The organism is Acinetobacter sp. YH12021, assembly GCF_013420145.1.
Taxonomy (GTDB): Bacteria; Pseudomonadota; Gammaproteobacteria; order Pseudomonadales; family Moraxellaceae; genus Acinetobacter; species Acinetobacter towneri.
Genome location: NZ_VOYT01000025.1, coordinates 1 through 24,531 on the forward strand (window position 1 = coordinate 1; position 24,531 = coordinate 24,531).

Below are 24,531 nucleotides of genomic sequence, written 5' to 3' on the forward strand. Positions count from 1 at the left end.
ATCAACAATACAAAAAATTTCTGTAAAATCGTACATGGTAGTTAGAGCCTTTGGGTTGTGTCGTAACTTTCTAAATGGCTCTAACTACCTTTTTTTCAAGGGCTTTTCTTATCCGTAATTCGGGTTACATTAAGCTGAATTGCCCAAAACAGTTACATTCATCTTTTTGAACGATTAAGGCATGAATCGCTGCTTGGTTATTTACAGACCACATCATCCATAAATTTTAGGCAATAAAAAACCCAAGTCGTTATGCTTGGGCTTTTTAGAATTTGGCTCTCCCACCTGGGCTCGAACCAGGGACCTGCGGATTAACAGTCCGTCGCTCTACCGACTGAGCTATGGGAGAATCTGAATGCGATTATAAGCAGATTTAAGCAAGGGTCAAGCATAAATTGTCATGTTTCTTTCATTTTGACTTTATATGCTTTTTATTTGAACAAAAAACAAAATTTTATTAAAAAATCACCCACAAGACTTGCGTTACACAAAATCGGTTGTTAGTCTGAGTGACAGAACAAAGCGTTTAAGTAGCATCTTAAACAGTGTGGATTTAACCCAACTTGCCAGCACTAAAATGGCTAAATCGGAGTAAGCGAATGAATACGCTCAGCATTTCTGACATTTTTTCTCAATTTTCTTATTATCAAGAACATTATCTTTCTATCTTGTCTACGCCTGAACAATACTACACTGCTGTAGAAGGCGCGTTTATTCATGTCTGGCCTTTGGCACCTCAAGATTTGTATTTGGGCGATTTATTGCAGTTGTGGTTTAGTGAAAAATGGCTCATTCAATCGACCTGCCAATTGCTTTCAGACCATCCAGACAACGGCACCAAAAAACCATTGCAGCGTGATCATGATTTGTATTTGTACCAACTGGCGGGCAGCGCGCTTTCGGGGAGTAACCGTTCACGCGTGTGGTCTGTGTCTGAACAAAAACAATTGCGTGTAGAATTAGACTTTGCTTTTCGCTATTTATGTGAATATAAAGGAACATCTCAACCTACAGTGTCTAAATCAGAACTGATTACTGCGTTGAAAAACAGTGTTTAATCTATGATGATTGATCATTGCCAGCCAAATAGATTTGCATTGAATCGAGTTAAATGACTTGCACCAAAATAGTGTTATAAACTGTGATAAAAATTTGCGAACAGCTTGAAAAGGATATTCAGCCGTGTGGATTAAAATATGCATTGCCATGCTCGCATTTGCTGCAAATTCTTTGCTGTGTCGTTTGGCATTGGCTGAACAGCAAATTGACCCTATGAGTTTTAGTTTGCTCAGGGTTGGCAGTGGGGCAGTGTGCTTAGGCATATTCTATGCTGTTTTGCAGGTTCAACAACCAATTCAATTCCAATGGAAATCTGCATTAAGCCTTGCTGTATATCTACTCGGTTTTTCGTTGGCATATTTGCATATAGATGCAGGCATTGGTGCATTGATTCTATTTGGCGCAGTGCAAATCACCATGATCAGTTATGCGATTTTGCATGGTGAGCGCATGACTTTGCCGCGCTGGGTCGGGTTAGGTTGTGCTATATTGGGGATGGGTTTGTTGCTATTGCCTGAAGCCAGTACGCCAACGTTCAAATATGCATTGATGATGTTACTGGCAGGTATTGCATGGGGTTTTTACAGTATTGCTGCAAAGACGATGCAGCATGCTTTAACCAATACTCTATCTAATTTCATTCTGGCGACACCACTTGTTGCTGTATTTTTTCTTTGGTATTTACCCGAAAGTTTTATCACTTGGCAGGGGGTGGTTTTGGCAGTGTTGTCGGGTGCATTGGCTTCGGCTGGAGCGTATGTGTTGTGGTACAGCATTGTGAAAAAAATTGATCACATTACCGCAAGTACTGTGCAACTTTCTGTGCCGTGTTTGGCGATTTTAGGCGGTGTAATTTTTCTAGGCGAACAACTCACCCTGTTGATGGTCGTGGCAACCTTGATTGTGTTGTGTGGTATTTTGATGGTGATTTTAACTAAACCACGTGTATAAAACCGTTTAGATTGCAGCGGGTTTGGTCTTTTATTGAATTTCTTATATCTATCAAGAAATGATTGTGAGGCTTTTTTAAAGCGTTGTTTGTGATCTCTCTCCTCAGAAAGAAGGGGAAATAGTGAGTGAAAAAACGCAATTAAAAACAAAAACCCACGATTCAATCGTGGGTTTTGTTCATCTAAACAGGTTTAGATTATTTTGCAGCTTTTTCAGCTTCGATTGAAGCAATCGCTTCATCTACACCTTCAATTGATTCTGCTGCTTTTTTGATACGTGCAAGCGCATCTACAAGCACTTCGTCTGCAGTTGCATAAGAAATACGCATGAAACCGCCTAAACCGAACGCATCACCAGGAACAACGGCAACACCAGTTTCTTCCAATAACCAAGCAGAGAATTCTGTGCAAGATTTTAAGCCTTTCGCACGAATCAATGGTTTGATGTTTGCATACGCATAGAACGCGCCATCTGCAGGTAAGCAAGAAATACCTTTGATGTCATTCAAACCATTTACAACTAAATCGTGACGGCGTTTGAATGCTTCAACCATTGGCTCAAGTACGTCTTGTGGGCCGTTCAATGCAGCTTCTGCAGCAACTTGCGAAATAGAAGTTGGGTTAGAAGTCGATTGAGATTGAATTTTCTTCATCGCACCAATTAGTTTAGCAGGGCCCGCTGCATAGCCAATACGCCAGCCAGTCATTGCATAAGCTTTAGACACACCGTTTAATACGATTGTGCGGTCATAAAGGTCTGGTGCAACTGTTGCGATGTTATAGAACTCATCATCCCAACGGATTGGTTCATACATATCGTCAGATGCAATGAATACTTCAGGGTATTTACGTAGTACAGCAGCCAAAGCTTCTAATTCAGCTTTGGTGTAGATCATACCTGTAGGGTTAGATGGGCTGTTTAACACCACTAAACGTGTTTTGTCAGTGATCGCAGCTTCTAATTGTTCAGGCGTGATTTTGAAACGTTGTTCTTCACCACATTCCACAATGACTGGCACGCCTTCAGCAATAATCACCATATCTGGATAGCTTACCCAGAACGGTGCAGGGATAATCACTTCATCACCCTTGTTTAACAAAGCCAACGCCAAGTTAAAGAATGATTGCTTACCACCACAAGACACCAAAATTTGGTTCGCTTGGTAGTCAAGATTATTGTCACGTTTTAATTTTGCGATAATGGCTTTTTTAAGACCAGGCGTACCGTCAACAGCAGTATATTTTGTAAAACCGTTATTAATTGCTGCAATAGCTGCATCTTTGATGTGTTGTGGTGTATCGAAATCCGGTTCACCTGCACCCAAACCAATAACGTTATGACCCGCAGCTTTAAGTTCAGCGGCTTTATTGGTTACTGCAAGTGTTGGGGACGGTTTGATGGCATTGACACGATCAGAGAGACGTACGTCCACGGCATATTCCTTCTTATAGGGATAAAAAAATAAAAAGCATATTATCTTAGCTTAAATTCGATGTCTGCGTCGTTTAAAATTGCATCAAATTAATAAAAAATCACCAAATTAGACCAATTTCCTATGAAATCGTGATTAAAACTGCTGTGAGGTGGAAGTTTCTCGCATCGGGCGGCAAAAAACTTTAAAATAGTCCAAATTTTATAAGAGTAATGGTCATGAGTAAGCAGCAGCCTACTTCAAAAAAACCATTGGTGAATCTCCCATTCCCAATGCCAAATACAGCGCAGGATAATGATCAGGCGGTACATAATTCAGTGCGTCCTAAACCTGAGCAATATGCCGATAAGACTTGGCCACCGCCACGTGGTACTCGTCGTTCGATGGGTAAGCGCTAAAAAAAATGCCACAATTACGTGGCATTTTTTATTGATGGGGATTTAAAAGTATTGAAATTAACGAACATGCTTACGCGCTTTGTTGGCAGGTTTTGGCGGCGAGATTTCACGTACGCCATGCCATACATCGCTAAAATCTTGCTCGTTGATATTATACAATTCCAATAAAGCCAAAATCGCTGCACCAAATAGCATTGGGCCTTCTGAATTATTTTGGAACTCGAATACCTTACCATTTAAGTTGTGCAAAATATCCTGAATTTCAAAGACCCGATCACGCCCATTGCTGTCAGTTGGGTACATTTGTGTATTCAATATGATTTTAGCCAAGGCTTTTTCATTATCGCTCAATGCCAAGACTTCAATTAATTCATCGGTGGCAGGGGTAAAAATCACAGAATCACGGTAAATGGTGTGTAGTAATTTTTGCGTTAGTTTAGGCAATGCTTTTTCGACAAAAGGACGAAACGACGCAGGAAAAATCACATTATGGGCAATGCCTTTAAACATAGGGGCAATTTCTTCAACCGTATAACCTGCAATACCACAACCAATTGAAGTTAAAAAATACTTCATTTTAGGATGGTTTTTGGCATAGATTTTAAAGTCATCCACATAGTGCTGAATTTGCGATAGTGGCATTTGTTGTAAATGTTCATTCATGGTTGGAATGGCAAAACTTTGTCCTGCCCAACCGCGCCCGACGCCTTCAACGGCACCAAAAAATTCTTTGGCTGTTCGTGCTGCACCACCTGCATGTTGTCCTGCCATGTTACTGCCAAATACGAAAACAGTATCTTCAGGGAGGCTTTTGATAATTGATTCGTCGTGATATTGGTAAGTCATGAATGTGTGCTTTTATGGTTGTCGTCCTGAAATTTCATGTTGCCTTTGAATAGCCAGTGGGTCAAGTCTTAAAGCAGTTTCCCCGTGCTCAATTTAGTCGTAGCACATCTTCGTTCTAACAGCGTCCAATACAGAATTAAAACCGAGCAATGGCTTTGTAGCTACGCAACATCGCCACAACATATTCGGATGTCCTGAGTGTAGGCAAATCTGCTAAAATATTAGGTCGCATCAAACCTGAGAGCTGCATTTGTGAGTGATAAGCAACCTTTCGATTTAGTCACCAACTATCAACCTGCGGGTGACCAACCGCAAGCCATTGAAAAATTGGTTCAAGGGATAGAACAGGGCTATCATGATCAGCTATTACTTGGGGTTACAGGCTCAGGTAAGACTTATACCATGGCCAATGTGATTGCCAGAACACAGCGTCCGACCATTGTCATGGCACATAACAAAACGCTGGCAGCGCAGTTGTATGGTGAGTTTAAAGCGTTCTTTCCGAACAACGCAGTCGAATATTTTGTCAGTTATTATGACTATTATCAGCCTGAAGCCTATGTACCATCTTCCGATACTTTTATTGAAAAAGATGCGGCTATTAATGATCATATTGACCAAATGCGACTCTCGGCCACACGTGCTTTGCTAGAGCGTCGTGATGCCATTATTGTCGCATCGGTATCTGCAATTTACGGTTTGGGTGACCCCAATGCTTATATGAGCATGTTGCTGCATGTGGTGCAAGGTGATCGGGTGAATCGTGATGATTTGATCCGTCGTTTGGTGGAAATGCAATATAGCCGTAATGAGCTAGAGTTTTTGCGCGGTACTTACCGTATTCGTGGTGAAATTTTAGATATTTTCCCTGCTGAATCTGATCAGCATGCTATTCGCATAGAATTATTTGATGATGAAGTCGATTCGATTCGTTGGTTTGATCCATTAACAGGCAAATTGGTGCGTAAAGTGCCGCGCGTGACTATTTATCCTAAAAGTCACTATGTTACGCCTAAGGATAATTTGGAACGTGCGATTGGTACCATTAAAGAAGAACTAAAAGAGCGTTTGGTGTTTTTTCGCGAACATGACAAATTGCTAGAAGCGCAGCGCATAGAACAACGTACCCGCTATGATTTAGAAATGATGCAGCAATTGGGCTATACCAACGGCATCGAAAACTATTCACGACATTTGTCTGGACGACCTGCAGGCGAAGCACCGCCCACTTTGTTTGATTATGTACCTGATGATGCCTTGCTGATTATTGATGAATCGCACGTGACCGTTCCGCAAATTGGCGCGATGTATAAAGGTGACCGATCACGTAAAGAAAACTTGGTGAATTATGGTTTCCGTTTACCTAGTGCGTTAGACAACCGTCCAATGAAATTTGAAGAATGGGAGCGCATCGTCCCATCCACAATTTATGTGAGCGCTACACCTGCACAATATGAGTTGGAAAAATCACAACAAATTGTAGAGCAAGTGGTGCGTCCAACAGGATTGATTGACCCAGAAATTGAAATTCGTCCTGTGTTAACGCAGGTGGATGATGTGCTGTCTGAAATCAATTTGCGTAAAGAATTGAATGAGCGGGTGTTGGTCACCACTTTAACCAAACGCATGGCTGAAGATTTGACCTCGTATTTAAAAGAATACGGCATTCAAGTGGCTTATTTACACTCTGATATTGATACCGTAGAACGCGTCAAAATTATTCACGAATTACGTACAGGCGTGCATGATGTCTTGGTTGGCATTAACCTGTTACGAGAAGGTTTAGACATGCCTGAAGTGTCTTTAGTGGCAATTTTAGATGCCGACAAAGAAGGCTTTTTACGTTCAGAACGTTCGTTGATTCAAACCATTGGACGTGCAGCACGTAACTTGAAAGGTAAAGCAATTTTATATGCAGATCGCATTACCGATTCAATGCAAAAGGCGATAGATGAAACAGAGCGTCGTCGTGCCAAACAAATTGAATTTAATGAATTGCACGGCATTACTCCACGTAGTGCAGTGCGTCAGGTGATTAAAGAAATCGACACAGGTGAAGTGCTGAACGATGAGCAAATTGATGAAAAAATCAATGCACAAAGCCGTGCTTTAAGTGACGATGAACAGCACATTTTGGCTGATCCTAAACTGTATGCCAAACATATTGCCAAACTTGAAAAAGAGATGTTGAAAGCATCTAAAGAACTGCAATTTGAACAAGCGGCTCGTTTACGTGATGAAATTTTGCGTTTAAAAGCGCAAATGTTGCAATCTGGCTAAATTGGGGCGAATTGCACTGTCAGTGTAAGTGCGAGTTTGCATACTAAACTTGCTATGTAAAATTTGAGTTGCAAAAATTACATATCCATACAGTAAATTGAAATGCTTGCGGTTATTTTTGAAGAAGATAAACAAAATTGACTGAACATTAGAGTTTAGAGGTTGGGACAATGGCTAAAAAACTTCCGTTTGCAGGTGCGCGACTTGCCAAAATTGCCCTTGGTGGTGTGGTGCTGATTGGTTTGGGTGCTGCGACTATGGCATATTCCAAAACCAATGAACCGATGAAAACGGTAGAAAAAGTCGAATTAGATAAATATTTAGGCGTTTGGTATGAGGTTGCAAGAAAGCCTTTATATTTCCAAAACAAATGCGGTTCAAATGTAACAGCAGCATATACATTGAATGAAAATGGCAATGTGCAGGTGGATAACCGTTGTATTGCAAAAGATGGCAAACAAATGCGTGCTTTGGGCGAAGCTTTTGTACAAAATGCGCCTTTTAACAGCAAACTCAAAGTTAGCTTTTTACCTGAAGTCATTCGTTGGTTGCCTGTAGGGCGTGGTGATTATTGGGTGTTAAAGCTAGATGATGACTATCAAACTGCCTTGGTGGGTGAACCACGCCGTAAATATTTATGGGTACTTTCACGTACGCCGCATCCTGATCAGGCTGTCGTGACTGAATATCTGAACTATGCCAAATCACTCGGTTATGACTTAAGTGATGTGATTTATACCAGACATACGCAAACTAAAAAGTCAGACTAAGTTGCAGCAGCTCCAGAGCTACTTATAGATATAAGCAGACAAACGTATGCAGACCAATTGACCACGCAAAAGCTGCGTGGTTTTTTATATCCTGTCATTTTAAATTTTGAACATTCGATCAATCTCTAAAACAACGTATATATGAGTATAATGCCGACTGATATAGGGGAGAGTCGGATGTATAAAGGCATTGCACTATCGGTTTTAGCATCGGTCACTTTTGGGGTGCTGTATTTTTATACCCAATTACTCAAACCTTTAGACAGCGAAGAAACTTTTGCGTGGCGTATGTTGGCAACTTTGCCATTCCTAACTTTGTTTATGTGGTGGTCGGGAGATTTAAAACATATTTCCGCGATTTTTCAGCGGCTCAAACAACAACCACAATTCATACTTTGGCTGATTTTTAGTTCTTTTTTATGCACTACGCAATTGTGGTTATTTTTGTGGGGGCCGATTAACGGGCGTGGTTTGCAGGTTTCTTTGGGTTATTTCTTATTGCCTTTGATCATGGTTTTGCTTGGCTGTGTGCTATATAAAGAAAAGTTATCGACTTGGCAGATGGCAGCAGTTGCCTTAGCCGTGCTAGGTGTCAGTCATGAAATCTGGCGCATTGGCACGGTGGCGTGGGAAACCTTGTATGTGGCATTTGCCTATCCTTTATATTTCTTTTTACGTCGGGTCTTTCAAACCGATCACTTGGGCGGGTTTTGGTGGGATTTACTGCTAGTTATTCCTGTCGCGGTATATTTAGGCTTTTATTATAGTGACAGTGTAAATGTCATCGCAGCTTTTCCATATTTAATTTGGTCGGTACTTGGATTGGGCTTTTTAAGTGCATTGGGACTTGGCAGTTATATTTTGGCCAGCCGCCATTTGCCTTTTGTGATTTTTGGTTTACTGAGTTATTTAGAACCTGTGCTGTTGGCTTTTGTGTCTATGTTGTTAGGTGAACGAGTTGAAGCAGGGGAATGGCTGACTTATATTCCAATTTGGTTAGCAGTTGCATTATTGGTGGTTGAAGGGTGCTTGCATTTAAGAAAGCAAAAAATTAATCAGCAAGATTTACAGCGGAAAATTCAACAGTCATCTGAATAATAAAAGCCGTCGTTATGGTGAGATATTCAAATTTCCAAGAGGATAATGAGGTTTGGCATCATCCTCCTTTTCGTCTAAAAAATTGAACTTTTGTTGAAAAAACTAAAATCACAAAAATAATTACAACTATTTTATGAATTTATAGTGAATATATAGGAAAATATTCGGGTCAGTACCAGCTTTTGATTCAATCTTGACGACAATTCCATTACAATTATCAGGTTTTGAAATTCATGCCTAGATATACAATTAATTAGAGGACGTATCTGTGAGCAAAGAGACTATCATCGCCCTACACGCAGAGCACCAAGGTCGCTGGAAAAACCGTGAAGAAATCGCGGAACGTATGATTGCTTTACTCGGTCAGTTGTACCGTGAAAAAAATATCATGGTTTCAGTTTTTGGTCGTTCTTTAGTTAACCGTTCTGTGATTCAAATTTTGAAAGCACACCGTCGTACTCGTATGATGGATGTAGAACTTTCAGTTGTTCACACATTCCCAATTCTTGAAGCTTTAACCAAAGTAGACAACATCGGTTCAGCAGAAATCGACTTAGGTAAACTTGCTGTTGAATATAAAGAAAAAGGCGGCGATGTAAATGCATTTGTTGCAGACGCTGTGAAATCTTTAGCGGGCAATCCAACAACTGTAGAAAGTAAAGATGTTGTACTTTACGGTTTTGGTCGTATTGGTCGTATCCTTGCGCGTTTAATCATTGGTCAATCTGGTCTTGGCCGTGGCTTAAACCTTAAAGCAATTGTGGTACGTAAATCATCTGATGGTGATTTAGAAAAACGTGCGTCTTTATTGCGTCGCGACTCTATTCATGGTCCATTTGCAGGCACTATTTCTGTAGATGAAGAAAATGAAGCAATTATCGCAAATGGTAACTTCATTAAAGTGATCTATGCATCTAACCCATCTGAAGTAGACTATACGGCTTATGGCATCAACAATGCATTAGTGATTGACAACACGGGTAAATGGCGTGATGCAGAAGGTCTTGCACAACACCTTCAATGCCCAGGCGCTGCACGCGTAATTTTAACTGCACCTGGTAAAGGTGACATGAAAAACGTGGTTTACGGTGTTAACCAAGCTGACATTCTTGATGAAGATACCATCATTTCTGCGGCAAGCTGTACAACAAACGCGATTACACCAACTTTAAAAGTGTTGCATGACAAGTACACCGTTGTGAATGGTCACGTTGAAACTGTTCACTCATTCACTAACGACCAAAACTTGATTGATAACTATCACAAGGCAGATCGTCGTGGTCGTGCAGCAACATTAAACATGGTTATTACCGAAACAGGTGCAGCAAAAGCAGTGGCGAAAGCATTGCCTGCATTACAAGGTAAATTAACAGGTAACTCTGTACGTGTTCCAACGCCAAACGTATCACTTGCAATCTTGAACTTAACGCTTGAGAAAGAAGTAGATCGCGAAGAAGTGAACGAATACATTCGTCAAATTTCAATTCACTCTAATCTTCAAGGTCAAATTGGTTATACCAACTCGACTGAAGTGGTTTCAAGTGACTTCATTGGTTCGCGTACTGCAGGTGTATTTGATGCGCAAGCAACCATTACTTCAGGCAACCGTTTAACTGCTTACGTTTGGTATGACAACGAAGTGGGTTATAGCTGCCAAGTATTGCGTATTGCTGAACAAATGGGCGGCGTAAGCTATCCTAAAGTTCCTGCTGAAACAAATGCATAATTTGTAGATACAGAATTTAAAATCAAAAAGAGCTTCAAATGAAGCTCTTTTTTTTGCATTTATTTCATTCTTAAATATAAGGATGAGTGTTGAAATTTCCACCTAATACGCTATCCTAAACTTACCAAAATAAAGTCTATGCTAAAAAGTAAGTAGATTTGATTTTGCTTTCAAGCTTTCAAAGCCTGAACAATAGAAATAACAGAAGGATACCGTTATGCAATATGCAACCAGTCACTTACTCGGGCAAGTCCTTGCTAAAGATTGTCCATCACGGATTTGTTTAGAACATTTAGCCAATAAATGGTCAATGTTGGTGTTGCATTGTTTAAGCGAAGGTTTGCACCGCTTTAGTGAGCTAAGACAGCGCATTGAAGGGGTGAGTGAAAAAATGCTGGCGCAAACCCTGAAAACTCTTGAGCAAGATGGGTTAATTTTACGTACAGTTTACCCAACGGTGCCGCCTAAAGTGGAATATCAACTCACTTTTGAAGGCTCACAAATTGCAGCAAGAGTGAATCAACTGATTGAGTATTTAGAACAGCATTTGCCTGAAACTTCACAGCAATCTTCTCACTAATGGATTACTCATCTTTTAGGGAAGTCGCTGTAGATGTTCCTACTCCAAAGCACATTCTGGATGATTAAATAGTGCGTCGATGTGAAAAATCATAACGATCAATCAGCAAAATCCCGATGGCAAATACCAAAATACTGACAACACAACCCATCCAGCCCCGGTGTTGCCATGCGTAGACCGCCGTCAGTGAACCAAGTGCTGCACCTGAAAAATAAATAGTCATATATACCGCATTAATGCGGGAACGTGCGGTGGCATCAATTCGGTACACCAAGTTTTGATTCAATACGTGAAAAGCAGTTAGACCAAAATAACTCATCAATACGCCAACGGCATAAGCCACAATATTCTGCTGTGCAAAAAAGAGTGGAATGCAAGAAAACAACATCAAGCCAATACATAATATTGCGACAAAATTCACACGACCTTTGCCCACCGTTTTACCCGACCAACTTGATGAGAAAATTCCAATCACACCCAATAAACCAAAAAGCCCAACTTGAAAATCACTAAAATGATAAGGCGGATTGGCTAAAACAAAAGTCATGGAAGTAAAAACCAAGGACAAAATGGCAAAGCCCAAAGCGCCTGCGCAGGCTCTACGAATTAAATGTGGCTGGGTTACAGCCAGCTGAATTAAAGAACGATAAATGCCCGCTACAGTTAAATTTTTATTGGCAGCCGTAGATGGAAGTTTTGTCCACATTAGGCCTGCAAAAAGTAGGGTGATGATGCCGCTGCTGAAATAGACAGCTTGCCAAGACCAATAGGTCGATACAAAACCCGCGAAAGTGCGCGATAAAATAATCCCCATTACCAAGCCACTCATCAATTTGCCGACAATGGCAGCACTCGATTCAGGTGGACTGATGCTAGATCCAAACGGAATAAGCACTTGTGCAGAAATCGCACCAAAAGTGGCACATACGGTAAAGAAATACAGCATGGCTAAATTGCTGCTAAAAGACAGCAAAATTTGAGAAAACGCAGCAAAAACCATCAGGCTGACAATCAATTTACGCTTATTCAGCAAGTCACCCAAAGGCACGAGTAACATTAAACCCAGCCCATAACCTATTTGTGCTAAAACCACAGCAAAGCCTGCCTGACTGGTGCTAATTCCTAAACTTTTTTCAATTGAATAAATTAAAGGCTGATTAAAATATGCCGATCCCGCACACAAGCCACAGGCGGTTGCTATGAGTAAAATAAATTTAGGCGATAAAGCAGGCGTGGTTGTGGTGGCAACAGCATTAGACATGGCGGCAGAAAGCAAACAAGGGTTAAAGCACTATAAGAACTCAGATGAGGAAGGAGAAATAAGAAAAAACGATCATATCATTGCTAAAAGAAATGAGTGTTTTGAACAATCAAGGATAAAAAGCATCTACGCATACGATTGCATAAATATAATTCGAGAAATTCTCTAAAATATGGCAGAATATACGGCTTTTAAAGTTTTAGAGGATTGGCAAGATGCGCTTTGTTGATGAAGCAGTCATTACCGTAGAGGCTGGCGACGGTGGCAATGGCGTAGCCAGTTTTCGCCGAGAGAAATTTGTACCATTTGGTGGGCCAGATGGCGGTGATGGTGGTCGTGGCGGCAGTATTTTTATTCAAGCCGACGACAACGCAAGCACCCTTGTAGATTATCGTTATACCCGTAAATTTCGCGCTGAACGTGGTAAAAACGGTTCGGGCGCAAACTGTGCAGGTCGTGGTGGTGAATCTGTCGTTTTGACCGTTCCAGTGGGCACAACCATTGTTGATACAGACTCTGGCGATATTATTGCAGATTTAGTCGAAAGCGGTCAGAAAGTATTGGTCGCTCAAGGCGGTGATGGTGGTTTAGGGAATACTCACTTTAAATCATCTACCAACCGTACACCGCGTAAATTCACGCATGGTACGAAAGGTGAGTTTCGTGAAATCCGTCTGGAGTTGAAAGTCCTTGCCGATGTAGGCTTGCTGGGCATGCCAAATGCGGGTAAATCGACCTTTATTCGTGCCGTGTCTGCGGCAAAACCAAAAGTTGCTGACTATCCATTTACCACCATGGTGCCAAATTTAGGCGTGGTGGATGCAGATCGTCATCGTTCTTTTGTCATGGCAGATATTCCAGGACTGATTGAAGGTGCAGCAGAAGGCGCAGGTTTGGGGATTCGCTTCCTGAAACACTTGGCGCGTACTCGTATTTTGTTGCACATTGTGGATGTTCAACCTATTGATGGTTCTGATCCTGCGTACAATGCCAAAGCAATTCTGCAAGAGTTGGAAAAATTCTCTCCAACTTTGGCAAAGTTACCAATCGTGTTGGTGTTGAATAAACTTGATCAACTTCCTGAAGATTCACGTGAAGAATGGTGTAAACACATTCTTGAAGAATTGCAGTGGGATGGCCCTGTGTTCAAAACTTCAGGTTTAATGTCTGAGGGTACACAGCAAGTGGTGTATTACTTGATGGATCAAATTGAACAACAACGCGAACGCGAAGTTGAAGATCCTGAGTACGCAGCAGAAATGAAAGCATTCCGTGATCAGCTGGAAGCTGAAACACGTGAACAAACCATTGCCGCGAAAGAAGCGTATCGTGAGATGCGCCGTCAGCAACGTCTTGCAGGTATGCTGGGCGATGACGACGAAGACGATGATGGTGAAGATGGCGAAGTAGAAGTGTACTACGTACGCTAAGCGCTACAAAAAGTGACTGAGGACAAGATGATAGAAGTGGTAGATGGGCAACGTCAGCTCAAGGGTTGTAAACGAATCGTTGTTAAAATCGGATCATCTTTACTCACAGCCAATGGGCAAGGTTTAGATTTGGATGCAATCTCGCATTGGGCGGGACAAATTGCAGATCTACACAATGCTGGACACGAAATTATTTTAGTGTCATCGGGAGCTGTGGCTGAAGGTATGGTGCGAATGAAACTTGAGCATCGACCCACCGATCTACCCAGTCTTCAGGCATGCGCTGCCATTGGTCAAATGGGCTTGATTCAAACTTGGTCAAGTGTGCTGGAAAAACACCAGATTCAAACTGCACAAGTCCTATTAACCCATGATGATTTAGCAGATCGTCGTCGTTATTTAAACTCATGTGATGCTTTGCAAAACCTGATTGAATGGCGCGTGATTCCAGTTATCAACGAAAATGACACGGTTTCTACCGATGAAATTCGTTTTGGCGATAACGACACTCTAGCTGCAATGGTAGCAGGACAGGTACATGCCGATTTGTTGATTATTTTGACCGATCAGCAAGGCATGTTTGACTCCGACCCACGTTCTAATCCTAATGCGAAACTGTTCCATACTGTACGTGCTTTAGATGATAGTCTGTTTGATATGGCAGGTGGTGGCGGCAAGTTTGGGCGCGGTGGCATGCTGACCAAAGTCCGTGCAGCGCGTTTGGCGGCTAAATCGGGTTGTCCAACTTTAATTGCCAGTGGTGAAAGTGACAATGTGCTTGCGCGTTTAATGGCGGGCGAAATGTTGGGTACACTGTTCATTACTGACAATGACCGTATTGCAGCGCATCAACAGTGGTTGGCGGCACATTTACAAACGGCAGGACGTTTGGTGATTGATGATGGCGCAGTCAAAGCCATTAAAGAAAATCATCGCAGTTTATTGCCTGTGGGTGTAAAAGCGGTAGAAGGGCATTTTGAACGTGGCGATGTGGTGGAGTGTGTAGATACACAAGGTCATCGTGTCGCTGTGGGACGTGTTAATTTTAGTTCGCGTTCAGCTGACTTGGTCAAAGGCTTGGCTTCTGACAAAGTGCATCAGGTGTTAGGCGAGGCACGTTCGTTGGAGATGATTCACCGCAATCACATGGCGATTTATTGATGATGCTGTAAGTTATCATTCAATTGAAGTTATCAAAAAAAACCGCTTGGAATATCCAAGCGGTTTTTTATTACTTAAGCAATTCATGTCATGCTTCAGGTTTATTTAAACTGAATCGTTCCATTTGCATTGACGGTAATTTTAGATTCACCTGCTGCCATATCTTGATCAGCTACAGCCGTTTCTGCGACTGCAAATTTTGCCATGCTTGCGCGCATAACAGGCTGCGGAAAATAAGAATTGGTGTTTAGGTTCAAATTAACCAAGTTATAGCCCGATTTATTCCAAGCCTGACTTAACATTTGCGCACGTTGTTGAAAGTTTTTAGACGCTTCGACCATCAACTCGTTTTCAACTTTTTTGCGTTGTGCATCCGACACGCTAAAATTAATTGATTGGGTCTGAAAGTTTTGTTGTAGCTCACTCACCAACTGGCTTGCGGCTTTAAAATCGGTGCTTTGTACCCGTACCTCTGCACGACCGCGCCATTCTTTTAACTTACGACTGTCATTGTCGTAAATTGGATAGGTGGTTTGTGAGCCCGTTTCAACTTTCACTTGTGGATACTTACGTGCAGTTGCAATGGCTTGGCTCATTAACTGGTTAATTTGTGATGCAAGTTCAGCAGGCTGTTTGTGACTTTTTTCAATATATAACACAGCGTGCATTTGATCATTTGAAACTTCGCGTGTAGCTTCGGCTTGAACATTGACGATATTGTAATTTAAAGATTCATTTTGTTGGGCAAAAGCAGTGCTTGCAGCACCAACAGCCAACAGGGTAGCAGCGAGAGAAAGTAAGCGCATATTTTGACCTATTATTCAGGGGATCAGGATTTATGAAAAGCGTTTGAATTGATTTAAATAGTAACTTTGCTTTGTGAGGATTTTTAGTTGAATTTGTGGTGGCTTTGTAAAATATGCGTTAAAAATTGCAGCAAAAAAGCATTTATAAAATTCAATAAAAATAATGATCTATACTATTTTGAAAATAAATGCTGCATGACTTGAGAGATTGTGCAAAAAAACGTATAAAGGAAGTGGAAAGAGTTAAATTTTCTTTCCTTTGTCACAATGTAAGATGATAATTCAATCGAATCATCTGCAAGATATGTTTTTTCGATGAAATTAGGCAATATTTGGGTTAAACCTGTTTATTTTCTAGAAAAATTAGGTATTATCCCGCTTCCTAGTCTTGAAGAACAAAACTCTATCTCGCTAGATCAAAAAAGCACCGAGTCAAAGGACCGCAAGTCACCAGACTTATTTCTTTCAACCCATATCAGAGATGGTAATTCGATATGAGCGTTACTTCTGTAAACCCTGCCAACCATTCCACAAACGAATACTACTTGACTCGCCAAAGTCAGATGGAATCGAATGTGCGTAGTTATCCTCGTAAATTACCGTTAGCGATAGCGAAAGCACTGGGTTGTTGGGTTACCGATGTTGAAGGTACTGAGTACCTAGATTGTTTGGCTGGGGCAGGAACCTTGGCATTGGGCCATAACCATCCTGCGGTGGTTCAAAGCATCCAAGACACTTTAGCGAGTGGTTTGCCATTACATACCCTAGATTTAACGACACCTTTGAAAGATGCTTTTACTGAAGCGTTACTTTCACACATGCCTGGTGGTCAAGAAGAATACTGCTTGCAGTTCTGTGGTCCTACAGGTGCAGATGGCACAGAAGCGGCAATCAAACTTGCAAAAACCTATACAGGTCGTAGCTCAGTCATCAGCTTCTCAGGTGGCTATCATGGTATGACTCATGGTTCATTGGCGATGACAGGTAACTTGTCTGCAAAAAACGCAGTCAATGGTTTAATGCCTGGTGTTCAATTTATGCCATATCCGCATGAATACCGCTGCCCACTTGGTATTGGTGGTGAAGCGGGTGTAGATGCTTTAACGTATTATTTTGAAAACTTCATTGAAGATGTAGAAAGCGGTGTAACTAAGCCTGCAGCTGTGATTCTTGAAGCAATTCAAGGTGAAGGCGGTGTAGTGACTGCACCAATTAAATGGTTGAAAAAAATCCGCGAAGTGACTGAAAAGCACAACATCGTTTTAATTTTAGACGAAGTTCAAGCGGGCTTTGCACGTTCAGGCAAAATGTTTGCATTTGAACATGCAGGCATTGAGCCAGACGTGATTGTAATGTCTAAAGCTGTTGGTGGTGGTTTGCCATTGGCTGTACTTGCAATTAAACGTAAGTTTGACGCATGGCAGCCTGCAGGTCACACGGGTACTTTCCGTGGTAACCAATTGGCAATGGGTACTGGTCTTGTGGTGCTTAAAACCATTAAAGAACAAAACCTTGCACAAAATGCGCAAGAGCGTGGTGAGTTCTTACAAGCTGAATTGAAAAAATTAGCTGTTGAATTCCCATGTATTGGTAACGTGCGTGGTCGCGGTTTAATGATTGGTATCGAAATTGTAGATGAACGCCAAGAAAAAGACCGTTTAGGTGCTTATCCAGCAGACTCTCAATTGGCTGCTGCTGTTCAAGCTGCATGTTTTGACAACAAATTGTTGCTTGAGAAAGGTGGTCGTGGTGGTACGGTAATCCGTTTACTTTGTCCACTCATCATTACTCAAGAAGAGTGTGTAGAAGTCATCGCTCGCTTCAAGAAAGCAGTTGCTGAAGCGTTAGTCGCAGTTCGAGGCGCATAAGTTTATGGTAGATTTTGCAGAACATCGTAAAGCGTTACTCTGCAATGATGCTCAATCCATTGCTGACTACAGTGCAGCAATGGAACAAGCGACTCAAGCAGTCGCGGCATGGTTGCAAAATGACAAAATGTACACAGGCGGCAGCATTAAAGAATTGCGTGAAGCGATTTCTTTCCAGCCTGCAAAACAAGGTTTGGGTGTACAAAAGTCATTGGAACGCATGGTTGAGCTTTTCTTAAACAAAAGTTTAAAAGTTCATCATCCACATTCTTTGGCACATTTGCATTGTCCAACTATGGTGGCAAGCCAAATTGCAGAAGTTCTCATTAACGCAACCAACCAGTCTATGGACTCTTGGGATCAAAGCCCTGCAGGTTCATTGATGGAAGTACAACTAATTGACTGGTTACGTCAAAAAGTTGGCTATGGTGCAGGTCAAGCGGGCGTGTTCACTTCAGGTGGTACGCAGTCTAACTTGATGGGTGTGTTATTGGCGCGTGATGCGTGTATTGCAAAGAACTGGAAAGATGAAAACGGTAATCCGTGGTCTGTTCAGCGCGATGGTATTCCAAGCGATGCAATGCGTAATGTGAAAGTCATTTGTTCTGAAAATGCACACTTCTCTGTGCAAAAGAACATGGCGATGATGGGTATGGGCTTCCAATCGGTTGTTACTGTACCTGTTAATGAAAATGCACAAATGGACGTGGTTGCACTTGAGCAAACCATGGCGCATTTAAAAGCTGAAGGTAAGATCGTTGCATGTGTGGTTGCAACTGCGGGTACAACCGATGCGGGCGCGATTGATCCACTTAAAAAGATTCGTGACATCACCAATCAATATGGCGCGTGGATGCACATTGACGCAGCTTGGGGTGGTGCATTAATTCTTTCTAACAGTCATCGTGACATGCTTGATGGTATTGAGTTGTCTGATTCTGTGACACTGGATTTCCATAAGCATTATTTCCAAACTATTTCGTGCGGTGCGTTCTTACTGAAAGATGAAGCGAACTATCGTTTCATGCACTATGAAGCAGAATATTTGAACTCTGCTTATGATGAAGAACATGGCGTACCAAACTTGGTGTCTAAGTCATTACAAACAACACGTCGTTTTGATGCATTGAAACTTTGGATGACAATTGAAGCCTTGGGTGAAGAACTTTACGGTTCTATGATTGATCATGGTGTGAAGCTAACCCGTGACGTTGCTGATTATATTAAGGCGACTGCAGGTTTAGAATTGTTGGTTGAACCACAATTTGCTTCAGTGTTGTTCCGTGTTGTGCCTGAAGGTTATCCTGCAGAGTTCTTGGATAGCTTGAACCAAAACGTGGCAGATGAATTATTTGCACGTGGTGAGGCCAATATTGGTGTAACTAAAGTCGGTAATGTTCAATCATTGAAGATGACGACTTTAAGTCCAGTGGCAACACTTGAAAACGTGAAAAACTTGTTAGGCCTAGTATTGGCAGAAGCAGATCGCATTAAAGATGCGATTGTCGCGGGTACTTATACGCCACCAATCGACTAATGCTTTCATTATTCAGATTGTTATGAAATACAACAAAAGAAGTCACTACGGTGGCTTTTTTTGTGTCTGATTAAAAATATTGCAGTGAAGTGTTGTACCGTTCTTGCTTGAATTTTGTGATGGATTGGGTGTTTTGGGCTCAAATAATGCACTGCGGATGTCATAAAAATTACGCAATTGGCGAATAAACCATCAATTTTGGTAGAAAAAACCATAAATAATGATGACATTGGCATGAATTATTACAATTTGAAATTTAAATACTGAAAAAAATAAGCACTCTAGTGTTTTATTAGTTATTGATTTTAAATCATTTAAAAATTATTTCAGATACGAAAAGCAAATATAACCAAAGCGTAACAAAGCTGTAACATGGTTGTCATATTATAAAACCACAATGCAGTTATCGAAATAAGTACAAAACTTAATAACAAGTGACGTACTCCGAACTTGCATACTATGAGAGAGAACAGAATGCGCTTTACTAACATCGCCATTGCTTTAGCCGTATCTGCAGCAGCTGTAACAACAACTGCAAACGCAGCTCGTGACACCATCCAAATCGCGGGTTCTTCAACCGTTCTACCATACGCAAGTATTGTAGCAGAAGAATTTGGTAATACTTTCCCACAATTCAAAACTCCAGTTGTTGGTTCAGGCGGTTCTTCAGGTGGTTTGAAGCAGTTCTGTACAGGTGTGGGTGATAACACAATCGACATCGCGAACTCATCTCGTAAAATTAAAGATTCAGAATTAGCTGCTTGTAAAAAAGCAGGCGTAAACCAAGTTTTAGAAATTAAAATTGGTTACGACGGTATCGTATTTGCTTCTAACGCAAACAAAGCGGCTTACAAATTAAAGCCTTACCATGTATATGCAGCAATTGCAGCTCAATTACCATCTAAAGGTAAGATGGTTGCTAACCCATATACACGTTGGAACCAAATTGACAAAACACTTCCAAACGAGCCTATTACACTTGTAATTCCAGCGTCTAACCACGGTACACGTGAAGTGTTCCAAGAGAAAATGGTTGATGCAGGCTGTGAAGCTTATGCTGCAATCAAAGCATTAGACAAAGATGCGCAAAAGAAAGCGTGTACTACTTTCCGTAAGGATGGTCGTGTAATCGAAATCGCGGGTGACTACACAGAAACACTGGCACGTTTGAAAACTTCTCCAAGCGCAGTAGGTGTATTCGGCTTAGGTTTCTATGACCAAAACCGTGACCGTTTACGTGTTGCAACTGTAAACAACGTAGCGCCATCTGAAAACACAATTTTAAATGGTTCTTACCCTGTATCACGTCCATTGTTCTTCTACGTGAAAGGTGAGCACCTTAAATCAATCAAAAGTTTACCGCAATTTACTGAATACTTCTTGAGCAAGAAAGTATCTGGTAAAGGTTCTAAATTAGACAAAGCAGGTTTGATCTCTATGTCTGACAAAGAGCGTGCACAAGTTCTTGCTAACTTCAAAGCTGGTAAAGCGGTTAAGTAATTTGAGTTAAAGCAGCTGATGGCAGGGAACAACCTGCCATCGGCTTTTTGCTAAGAAATGTTTTTTCAAAAACACAAATTGAAAAAACAGTGGAGAATACATGAATCTGCTACTCATAGGTGTGTTATTGGCGATTATCGCCGTAGCCTATCAAATCGGGTTAAGCAAGAGCCGTAACCTAGCAGGTAAGGGAAATAACTCTGCAATGTTACATTCACGCCCAGGATATTATGGCGCGTTGGTAGCATTATGGTGTGGTATTCCTGCTTTTTTAATTTTGATTGTTTGGAACTTGGTTGAACCAAGTATTCTAGAGCAAGTGGTAATTAATAATGTGCCAGCGCACATTGCTGCAAGCCTAGACCCTGCAAGTACAAGTGTTTTGGTTGATCGCGTACAAGCCATTGCATCTGGTTTTGGTGTAAGTGATACACCTGCTGCATACGAAGTTGCAGCGGCAGAGCAATTGTCTAAAGTAGCAACGATTGGTTCATACGCTAAACTTGCGGTTGTTATTTGTGCGGCTTTATTTGGTCTGGTGTGGGCAAAGAAACGTGTTTCACAACAATTCCGCGCACGTAACCAAGTTGAAAAAATCATCAACATTTCTTTGGCATTATGTTCTGGTGTCGCGATTCTGACTACAGTTGGTATTGTGATGTCTATGTTCAGTGAAGCAATGCGATTCTTTAGTTTCGTTAGCCCACTGGATTTCTTCTTTGGTACTGTCTGGAACCCAGGTTTTAGTACATCGGGTAGTGCAGACGGCAGTTATGGTTTATTGCCATTGCTGTGGGGTACCTTAATGGTCAGTGGTATTGCCTTACTTGTTGCAGTACCAATTGGCTTAATGATTGCAATTTATCTAGCAGAATATGCATCTCCTAAATTCCGTGCTTGGGCAAAACCAACCATTGAAGTTTTAGCGGGTATTCCAACGATTGTATATGGTGTATTTGCCATGATGATCATTGGTCCGTTCTTAAAAACTGCAGGTGCCTTAATTGGACTCGATATTAATGCCACTAGTGCATTAACTGCAGGTCTGGTCATGGGTATTATGATCATTCCATTTGTATCTTCATTGTCTGATGACATTATTACGCAAGTGCCGCGTGCGCTACGTGATGGTTCTTTAGGCTTGGGTGCAACCAAATCTGAAACCATTCGCCGTGTGGTTATGCCAGCTGCATTACCAGGGGTGATTGGTGCGTTCTTACTTGCTGCGTCACGTGCGATTGGTGAAACCATGATTGTGGTGTTAGCTGCAGGTAATAGTCCTTTACTACACGCAAACCCATTAGAGGCGGTATCTACGGTTACGATTACGATTGTGAACCAATTAACAGGTGATACAGATTTCGCAAGTCCACAAGCATTGGTTGCTTTCGCACTTGGCTTGACCCTGTTCGTGATTACCTTAGGTTTGAACATTGTTGCACTATACATCGTGCGTAAATATCGTGAGCAATACGACTAATGAGTACTTCAAATACATCGTCTTTGGATCAGTTAGATCCACAAGCTGCTGCCGAATTACGTGAACAACGTAAAAAGACTATCGCCAGTTCATTGGGTAAGCGCCATCGTAAGGAAAAAACTTTCCGTATTATGGGGCTGTCGGCAGTTATCGCAGGTTTATTCTTTGTCGTGTTGCTTTTTGGCAGTATTTTGGCCAAAGGCTTGCCAGCATTTTGGCAAAGCAGCATGAGCCTTCCAATTTATTTCGATCCAGCAGTTGTGAATGTAGGTCCAAAACCGAAAGCAATTGCAGGTGAGTCACCAGCCCAATACGAAGAACGTATGATTGCGTGGCAAACTGAAATGGGCATGGTCGATTGGGATGCCCTCATTGTGAACGGCATTATTGCTAAAGATAAAGCGCTAGAAGCACAGCGTGATGATCTTGGCTATTTATATACCAGTTCTGAAGCGTACCGTGTACGTGACATGGTGTTGGCTGATCCATCACTGATTGGTCAAACCAAAGATGTTAAAGTACTTGCAGATGCCAACGTCGATGTATGGTTAGAAGGCAAGATTGACCGTAGCCTGCCAGATGAGCAGCAACAGTTAAGCCCTGAAGTACGTCAATTAGCAGACAAGTTAGAGTCACAAGGTATTATTGAAAGTACTTTCAATACCAATATTTTTGTTAGCCCAGACTCACGTAGTTCTCCAGCGACTTCTGGTTTGGCAGGTGCATTCACGGGTTCATTATTCATGATGCTGATTGTGATCTTTATTTCGATTCCAATTGGTGTTGCATCAGCAATTTACTTAGAAGAATTTGCGCCAAAAAATGCGATTACTGATATTATTGAAGTGAACATCAATAACTTGGCCGCTGTACCTTCTATTGTATTTGGTTTGTTGGGTGCCGCGATCTTTATTGGTTGGATGCATTTACCATTGTCTGCACCATTGGTCGGTGGTTTGGTACTGAGTTTAATGACTTTACCAACCGTGATTATTACCACGCGTGCATCATTAAAAGCAGTGCCGCCGTCTATTCGTCAAGCTGCTTTAGGTTTGGGTGCTTCTCGTTTACAAACAGTGTTCCACCACGTACTCCCACTTGCATTGCCGGGTATTTTAACGGGTGCAATTATTGGTGTCGCACAAGCTTTAGGTGAAACCGCACCATTGTTATTAATTGGTATGAGTGCTTTCGTTGCCAGTGTACCAGCAACTCCACTTGATCAATCTACTGCGTTACCTGTGCAAATTTTCTTATGGCAGGGTAATGAATTGCGTAACTTCTTCGAGGGACGTACCGCTGCAGCCATTATCGTACTACTTGCGCTAATGATTGGCTTAAACAGCCTTGCAATTTGGTTACGTAAGAAGTTTGAAGTACGCTGGTAATTGAGGGCAGAGAATATGAATGCTGTAGCAAGCACAGAAAAACAGAATTCCTTAGAACAGGATAAGCAAGTGAATCCACAACAAAGCCAATTTACATCTACCGATGTAGAACAGAAGCAATCATCGACTTCGTTTGTTTCACAATTTGATACGCAAACTTCAAGCAAAAAAGAAGCGAAATCATCAAATGTAAAGTTAAGTACCAATGACGTGCATGTGTACTATGGTGAATCTGAAGCGATTAAAGGTATTGATTTAAATATCTATGAAAATGAAGTTATTGCTTTCATTGGTCCATCAGGTTGTGGTAAATCTACGTTCTTGCGTACTTTAAACCGTATGAACGACACGATTGATAGCTGTCGTGTAACGGGTAAAGTAATGTTGGATAACCAAGACATTTATGACCCGAACCTTGACGTGGTGTTATTGCGTGCGCAAGTGGGCATGGTGTTCCAGAAGCCAAACCCATTCCCGAAATCAATTTTTGAAAACGTGGCTTATGGTCCTAAATTGCATGGTTTAGCACGTGATAAGTACGATTTAGAAGAAATTGTAGAAAACAGCTTGCGTAAGGCAGGTTTGTGGGATGAAGTGAAAGATCGTTTGAATCAACCAGGTACAGGTCTTTCTGGTGGTCAGCAACAACGTCTTTGTATCGCGCGTACCATTGCGGTAAGTCCAGAAGTAATTTTGATGGATGAACCATGTTCGGCGCTTGACCCAATCGCAACGGCAAAAGTAGAAGAATTAATTTCTGAACTTTCTACCCAATATACGATTGCGATTGTAACGCACTCAATGCAACAGGCAGCGCGTGTATCTGACCGTACCGCATACTTCCATTTGGGTGATTTGATTGAAGTGAATGCGACTGAAAAAGTATTTACTCAGCCAGACCATCAATTAACAGAAGCGTATATTACAGGTCGTTTTGGTTAATCTGCTTAAGTCCTGAAA

Annotated in this window: 21 protein-coding genes and 1 tRNA gene; 17 read left to right on the top strand and 5 right to left on the bottom strand. The window is 41.5% G+C overall.

Annotated elements, in window-relative coordinates:
- Positions 1–273: 273 nt before the first annotated feature.
- A tRNA-Asn gene (locus FTT91_RS13115) sits at positions 274–349 on the bottom strand.
- A gap of 250 nt (positions 350–599) precedes the next feature.
- Between FTT91_RS13115 and FTT91_RS13120 the strand changes: the two genes are divergently transcribed.
- Positions 600–1,058 (top strand): hypothetical protein, encoded by a 459-nt coding sequence (locus FTT91_RS13120; protein WP_004971712.1) that lies wholly within the window; start codon positions 600–602, stop codon positions 1,056–1,058.
- A gap of 124 nt (positions 1,059–1,182) precedes the next feature.
- A complete protein-coding gene (locus FTT91_RS13125) occupies positions 1,183–2,010 on the top strand; it encodes a DMT family transporter (RefSeq protein ID WP_179988336.1) in 828 nt (275 codons plus the stop codon).
- A 196-nt stretch (positions 2,011–2,206) separates the two neighbouring features.
- Here the strand turns inward: FTT91_RS13125 and FTT91_RS13130 are convergent, their stop codons facing one another.
- On the bottom strand, positions 2,207–3,442 hold the full coding sequence (locus FTT91_RS13130; RefSeq protein ID WP_004971708.1) for a pyridoxal phosphate-dependent aminotransferase: 1,236 nt from the start codon (positions 3,440–3,442) through the stop codon (positions 2,207–2,209).
- A gap of 218 nt (positions 3,443–3,660) precedes the next feature.
- On the opposite strand from FTT91_RS13130, the gene FTT91_RS13135 reads away from it, so the two are divergent.
- The gene (locus tag FTT91_RS13135) at positions 3,661–3,840 is read left to right on the top strand and encodes a hypothetical protein (protein ID WP_004971707.1); all 180 of its coding nucleotides are present in this window, start codon (positions 3,661–3,663) and stop codon (positions 3,838–3,840) included.
- 57 nt (positions 3,841–3,897) lie between these two features.
- Here the strand turns inward: FTT91_RS13135 and FTT91_RS13140 are convergent, their stop codons facing one another.
- Entirely contained in the window at positions 3,898–4,686 is a 789-nt protein-coding gene (locus tag FTT91_RS13140) for a hypothetical protein (RefSeq protein WP_004971705.1), read from the bottom strand.
- Positions 4,687–4,938: 252 nt separating this feature from the next.
- On the opposite strand from FTT91_RS13140, the gene uvrB reads away from it, so the two are divergent.
- The 5 genes from uvrB to FTT91_RS13165 all read left to right on the top strand — a co-directional run bounded on the left by uvrB (position 4,939) and on the right by FTT91_RS13165 (position 11,140).
- Entirely contained in the window at positions 4,939–6,966 is a 2,028-nt protein-coding gene (uvrB, locus tag FTT91_RS13145; protein WP_104851763.1) for an excinuclease ABC subunit UvrB, read from the top strand.
- A 170-nt stretch (positions 6,967–7,136) separates the two neighbouring features.
- On the top strand, positions 7,137–7,736 hold the full coding sequence (locus tag FTT91_RS13150; RefSeq protein ID WP_004971700.1) for a lipocalin family protein: 600 nt from the start codon (positions 7,137–7,139) through the stop codon (positions 7,734–7,736).
- A 177-nt stretch (positions 7,737–7,913) separates the two neighbouring features.
- Positions 7,914–8,834, top strand: a complete 921-nt coding sequence (rarD, locus tag FTT91_RS13155; protein WP_180169593.1) for an EamA family transporter RarD — start codon at positions 7,914–7,916, stop codon at positions 8,832–8,834.
- A 268-nt stretch (positions 8,835–9,102) separates the two neighbouring features.
- Entirely contained in the window at positions 9,103–10,560 is a 1,458-nt protein-coding gene (locus FTT91_RS13160; protein ID WP_180169594.1) for a glyceraldehyde-3-phosphate dehydrogenase, read from the top strand.
- A 217-nt stretch (positions 10,561–10,777) separates the two neighbouring features.
- A complete protein-coding gene (locus FTT91_RS13165) occupies positions 10,778–11,140 on the top strand; it encodes a helix-turn-helix domain-containing protein (RefSeq protein ID WP_180169595.1) in 363 nt (120 codons plus the stop codon).
- Positions 11,141–11,204: 64 nt separating this feature from the next.
- Here the strand turns inward: FTT91_RS13165 and FTT91_RS13170 are convergent, their stop codons facing one another.
- On the bottom strand, positions 11,205–12,401 hold the full coding sequence (locus tag FTT91_RS13170; RefSeq protein WP_180169596.1) for an MFS transporter: 1,197 nt from the start codon (positions 12,399–12,401) through the stop codon (positions 11,205–11,207).
- Here FTT91_RS13170 and FTT91_RS13175 point away from each other — a divergent pair.
- The 3 genes from FTT91_RS13175 to proB are packed head-to-tail and all read left to right on the top strand — an operon-like array spanning position 12,382 to position 14,992.
- Positions 12,382–12,570, top strand: coding sequence for a hypothetical protein (locus tag FTT91_RS13175; RefSeq protein ID WP_180169597.1), 189 nt, complete (start codon positions 12,382–12,384; stop codon positions 12,568–12,570). The genes FTT91_RS13170 and FTT91_RS13175 overlap by 20 nt on opposite strands.
- A gap of 46 nt (positions 12,571–12,616) precedes the next feature.
- Positions 12,617–13,831: an Obg family GTPase CgtA gene (gene cgtA / locus FTT91_RS13180; RefSeq protein ID WP_004971687.1), complete on the top strand. Its 1,215-nt coding sequence runs from the start codon at positions 12,617–12,619 to the stop codon at positions 13,829–13,831.
- Positions 13,832–13,858: 27 nt separating this feature from the next.
- On the top strand, positions 13,859–14,992 hold the full coding sequence (gene proB, locus FTT91_RS13185; protein ID WP_180169598.1) for a glutamate 5-kinase: 1,134 nt from the start codon (positions 13,859–13,861) through the stop codon (positions 14,990–14,992).
- Between the two features lie 101 nt (positions 14,993–15,093).
- Here the strand turns inward: proB and FTT91_RS13190 are convergent, their stop codons facing one another.
- Entirely contained in the window at positions 15,094–15,798 is a 705-nt protein-coding gene (locus FTT91_RS13190) for an SIMPL domain-containing protein (RefSeq protein ID WP_096901090.1), read from the bottom strand.
- Positions 15,799–16,292: 494 nt separating this feature from the next.
- Here FTT91_RS13190 and FTT91_RS13195 point away from each other — a divergent pair, with 494 nt between their 5' ends.
- The 6 genes from FTT91_RS13195 to pstB all read left to right on the top strand — a co-directional run bounded on the left by FTT91_RS13195 (position 16,293) and on the right by pstB (position 24,513).
- Complete coding sequence (locus FTT91_RS13195; RefSeq protein ID WP_004971681.1) at positions 16,293–17,666, top strand: diaminobutyrate--2-oxoglutarate transaminase; 1,374 nt, start codon at positions 16,293–16,295, stop codon at positions 17,664–17,666.
- 4 nt (positions 17,667–17,670) lie between these two features.
- Complete coding sequence (locus tag FTT91_RS13200; RefSeq protein WP_179989311.1) at positions 17,671–19,203, top strand: aspartate aminotransferase family protein; 1,533 nt, start codon at positions 17,671–17,673, stop codon at positions 19,201–19,203.
- Between the two features lie 474 nt (positions 19,204–19,677).
- Positions 19,678–20,703 (top strand): substrate-binding domain-containing protein, encoded by a 1,026-nt coding sequence (locus FTT91_RS13205; protein ID WP_180169599.1) that lies wholly within the window; start codon positions 19,678–19,680, stop codon positions 20,701–20,703.
- A gap of 100 nt (positions 20,704–20,803) precedes the next feature.
- Positions 20,804–22,183: a phosphate ABC transporter permease subunit PstC gene (gene pstC / locus FTT91_RS13210; protein WP_180169600.1), complete on the top strand. Its 1,380-nt coding sequence runs from the start codon at positions 20,804–20,806 to the stop codon at positions 22,181–22,183.
- Positions 22,183–23,571, top strand: a complete 1,389-nt coding sequence (gene pstA / locus FTT91_RS13215) for a phosphate ABC transporter permease PstA (protein WP_180169601.1) — start codon at positions 22,183–22,185, stop codon at positions 23,569–23,571. Before pstC ends, pstA begins: the two co-directional genes overlap by 1 nt.
- A gap of 15 nt (positions 23,572–23,586) precedes the next feature.
- Entirely contained in the window at positions 23,587–24,513 is a 927-nt protein-coding gene (pstB, locus tag FTT91_RS13220; RefSeq protein WP_004971671.1) for a phosphate ABC transporter ATP-binding protein PstB, read from the top strand.
- The last annotated feature ends 18 nt before the right edge of the window (positions 24,514–24,531 follow it).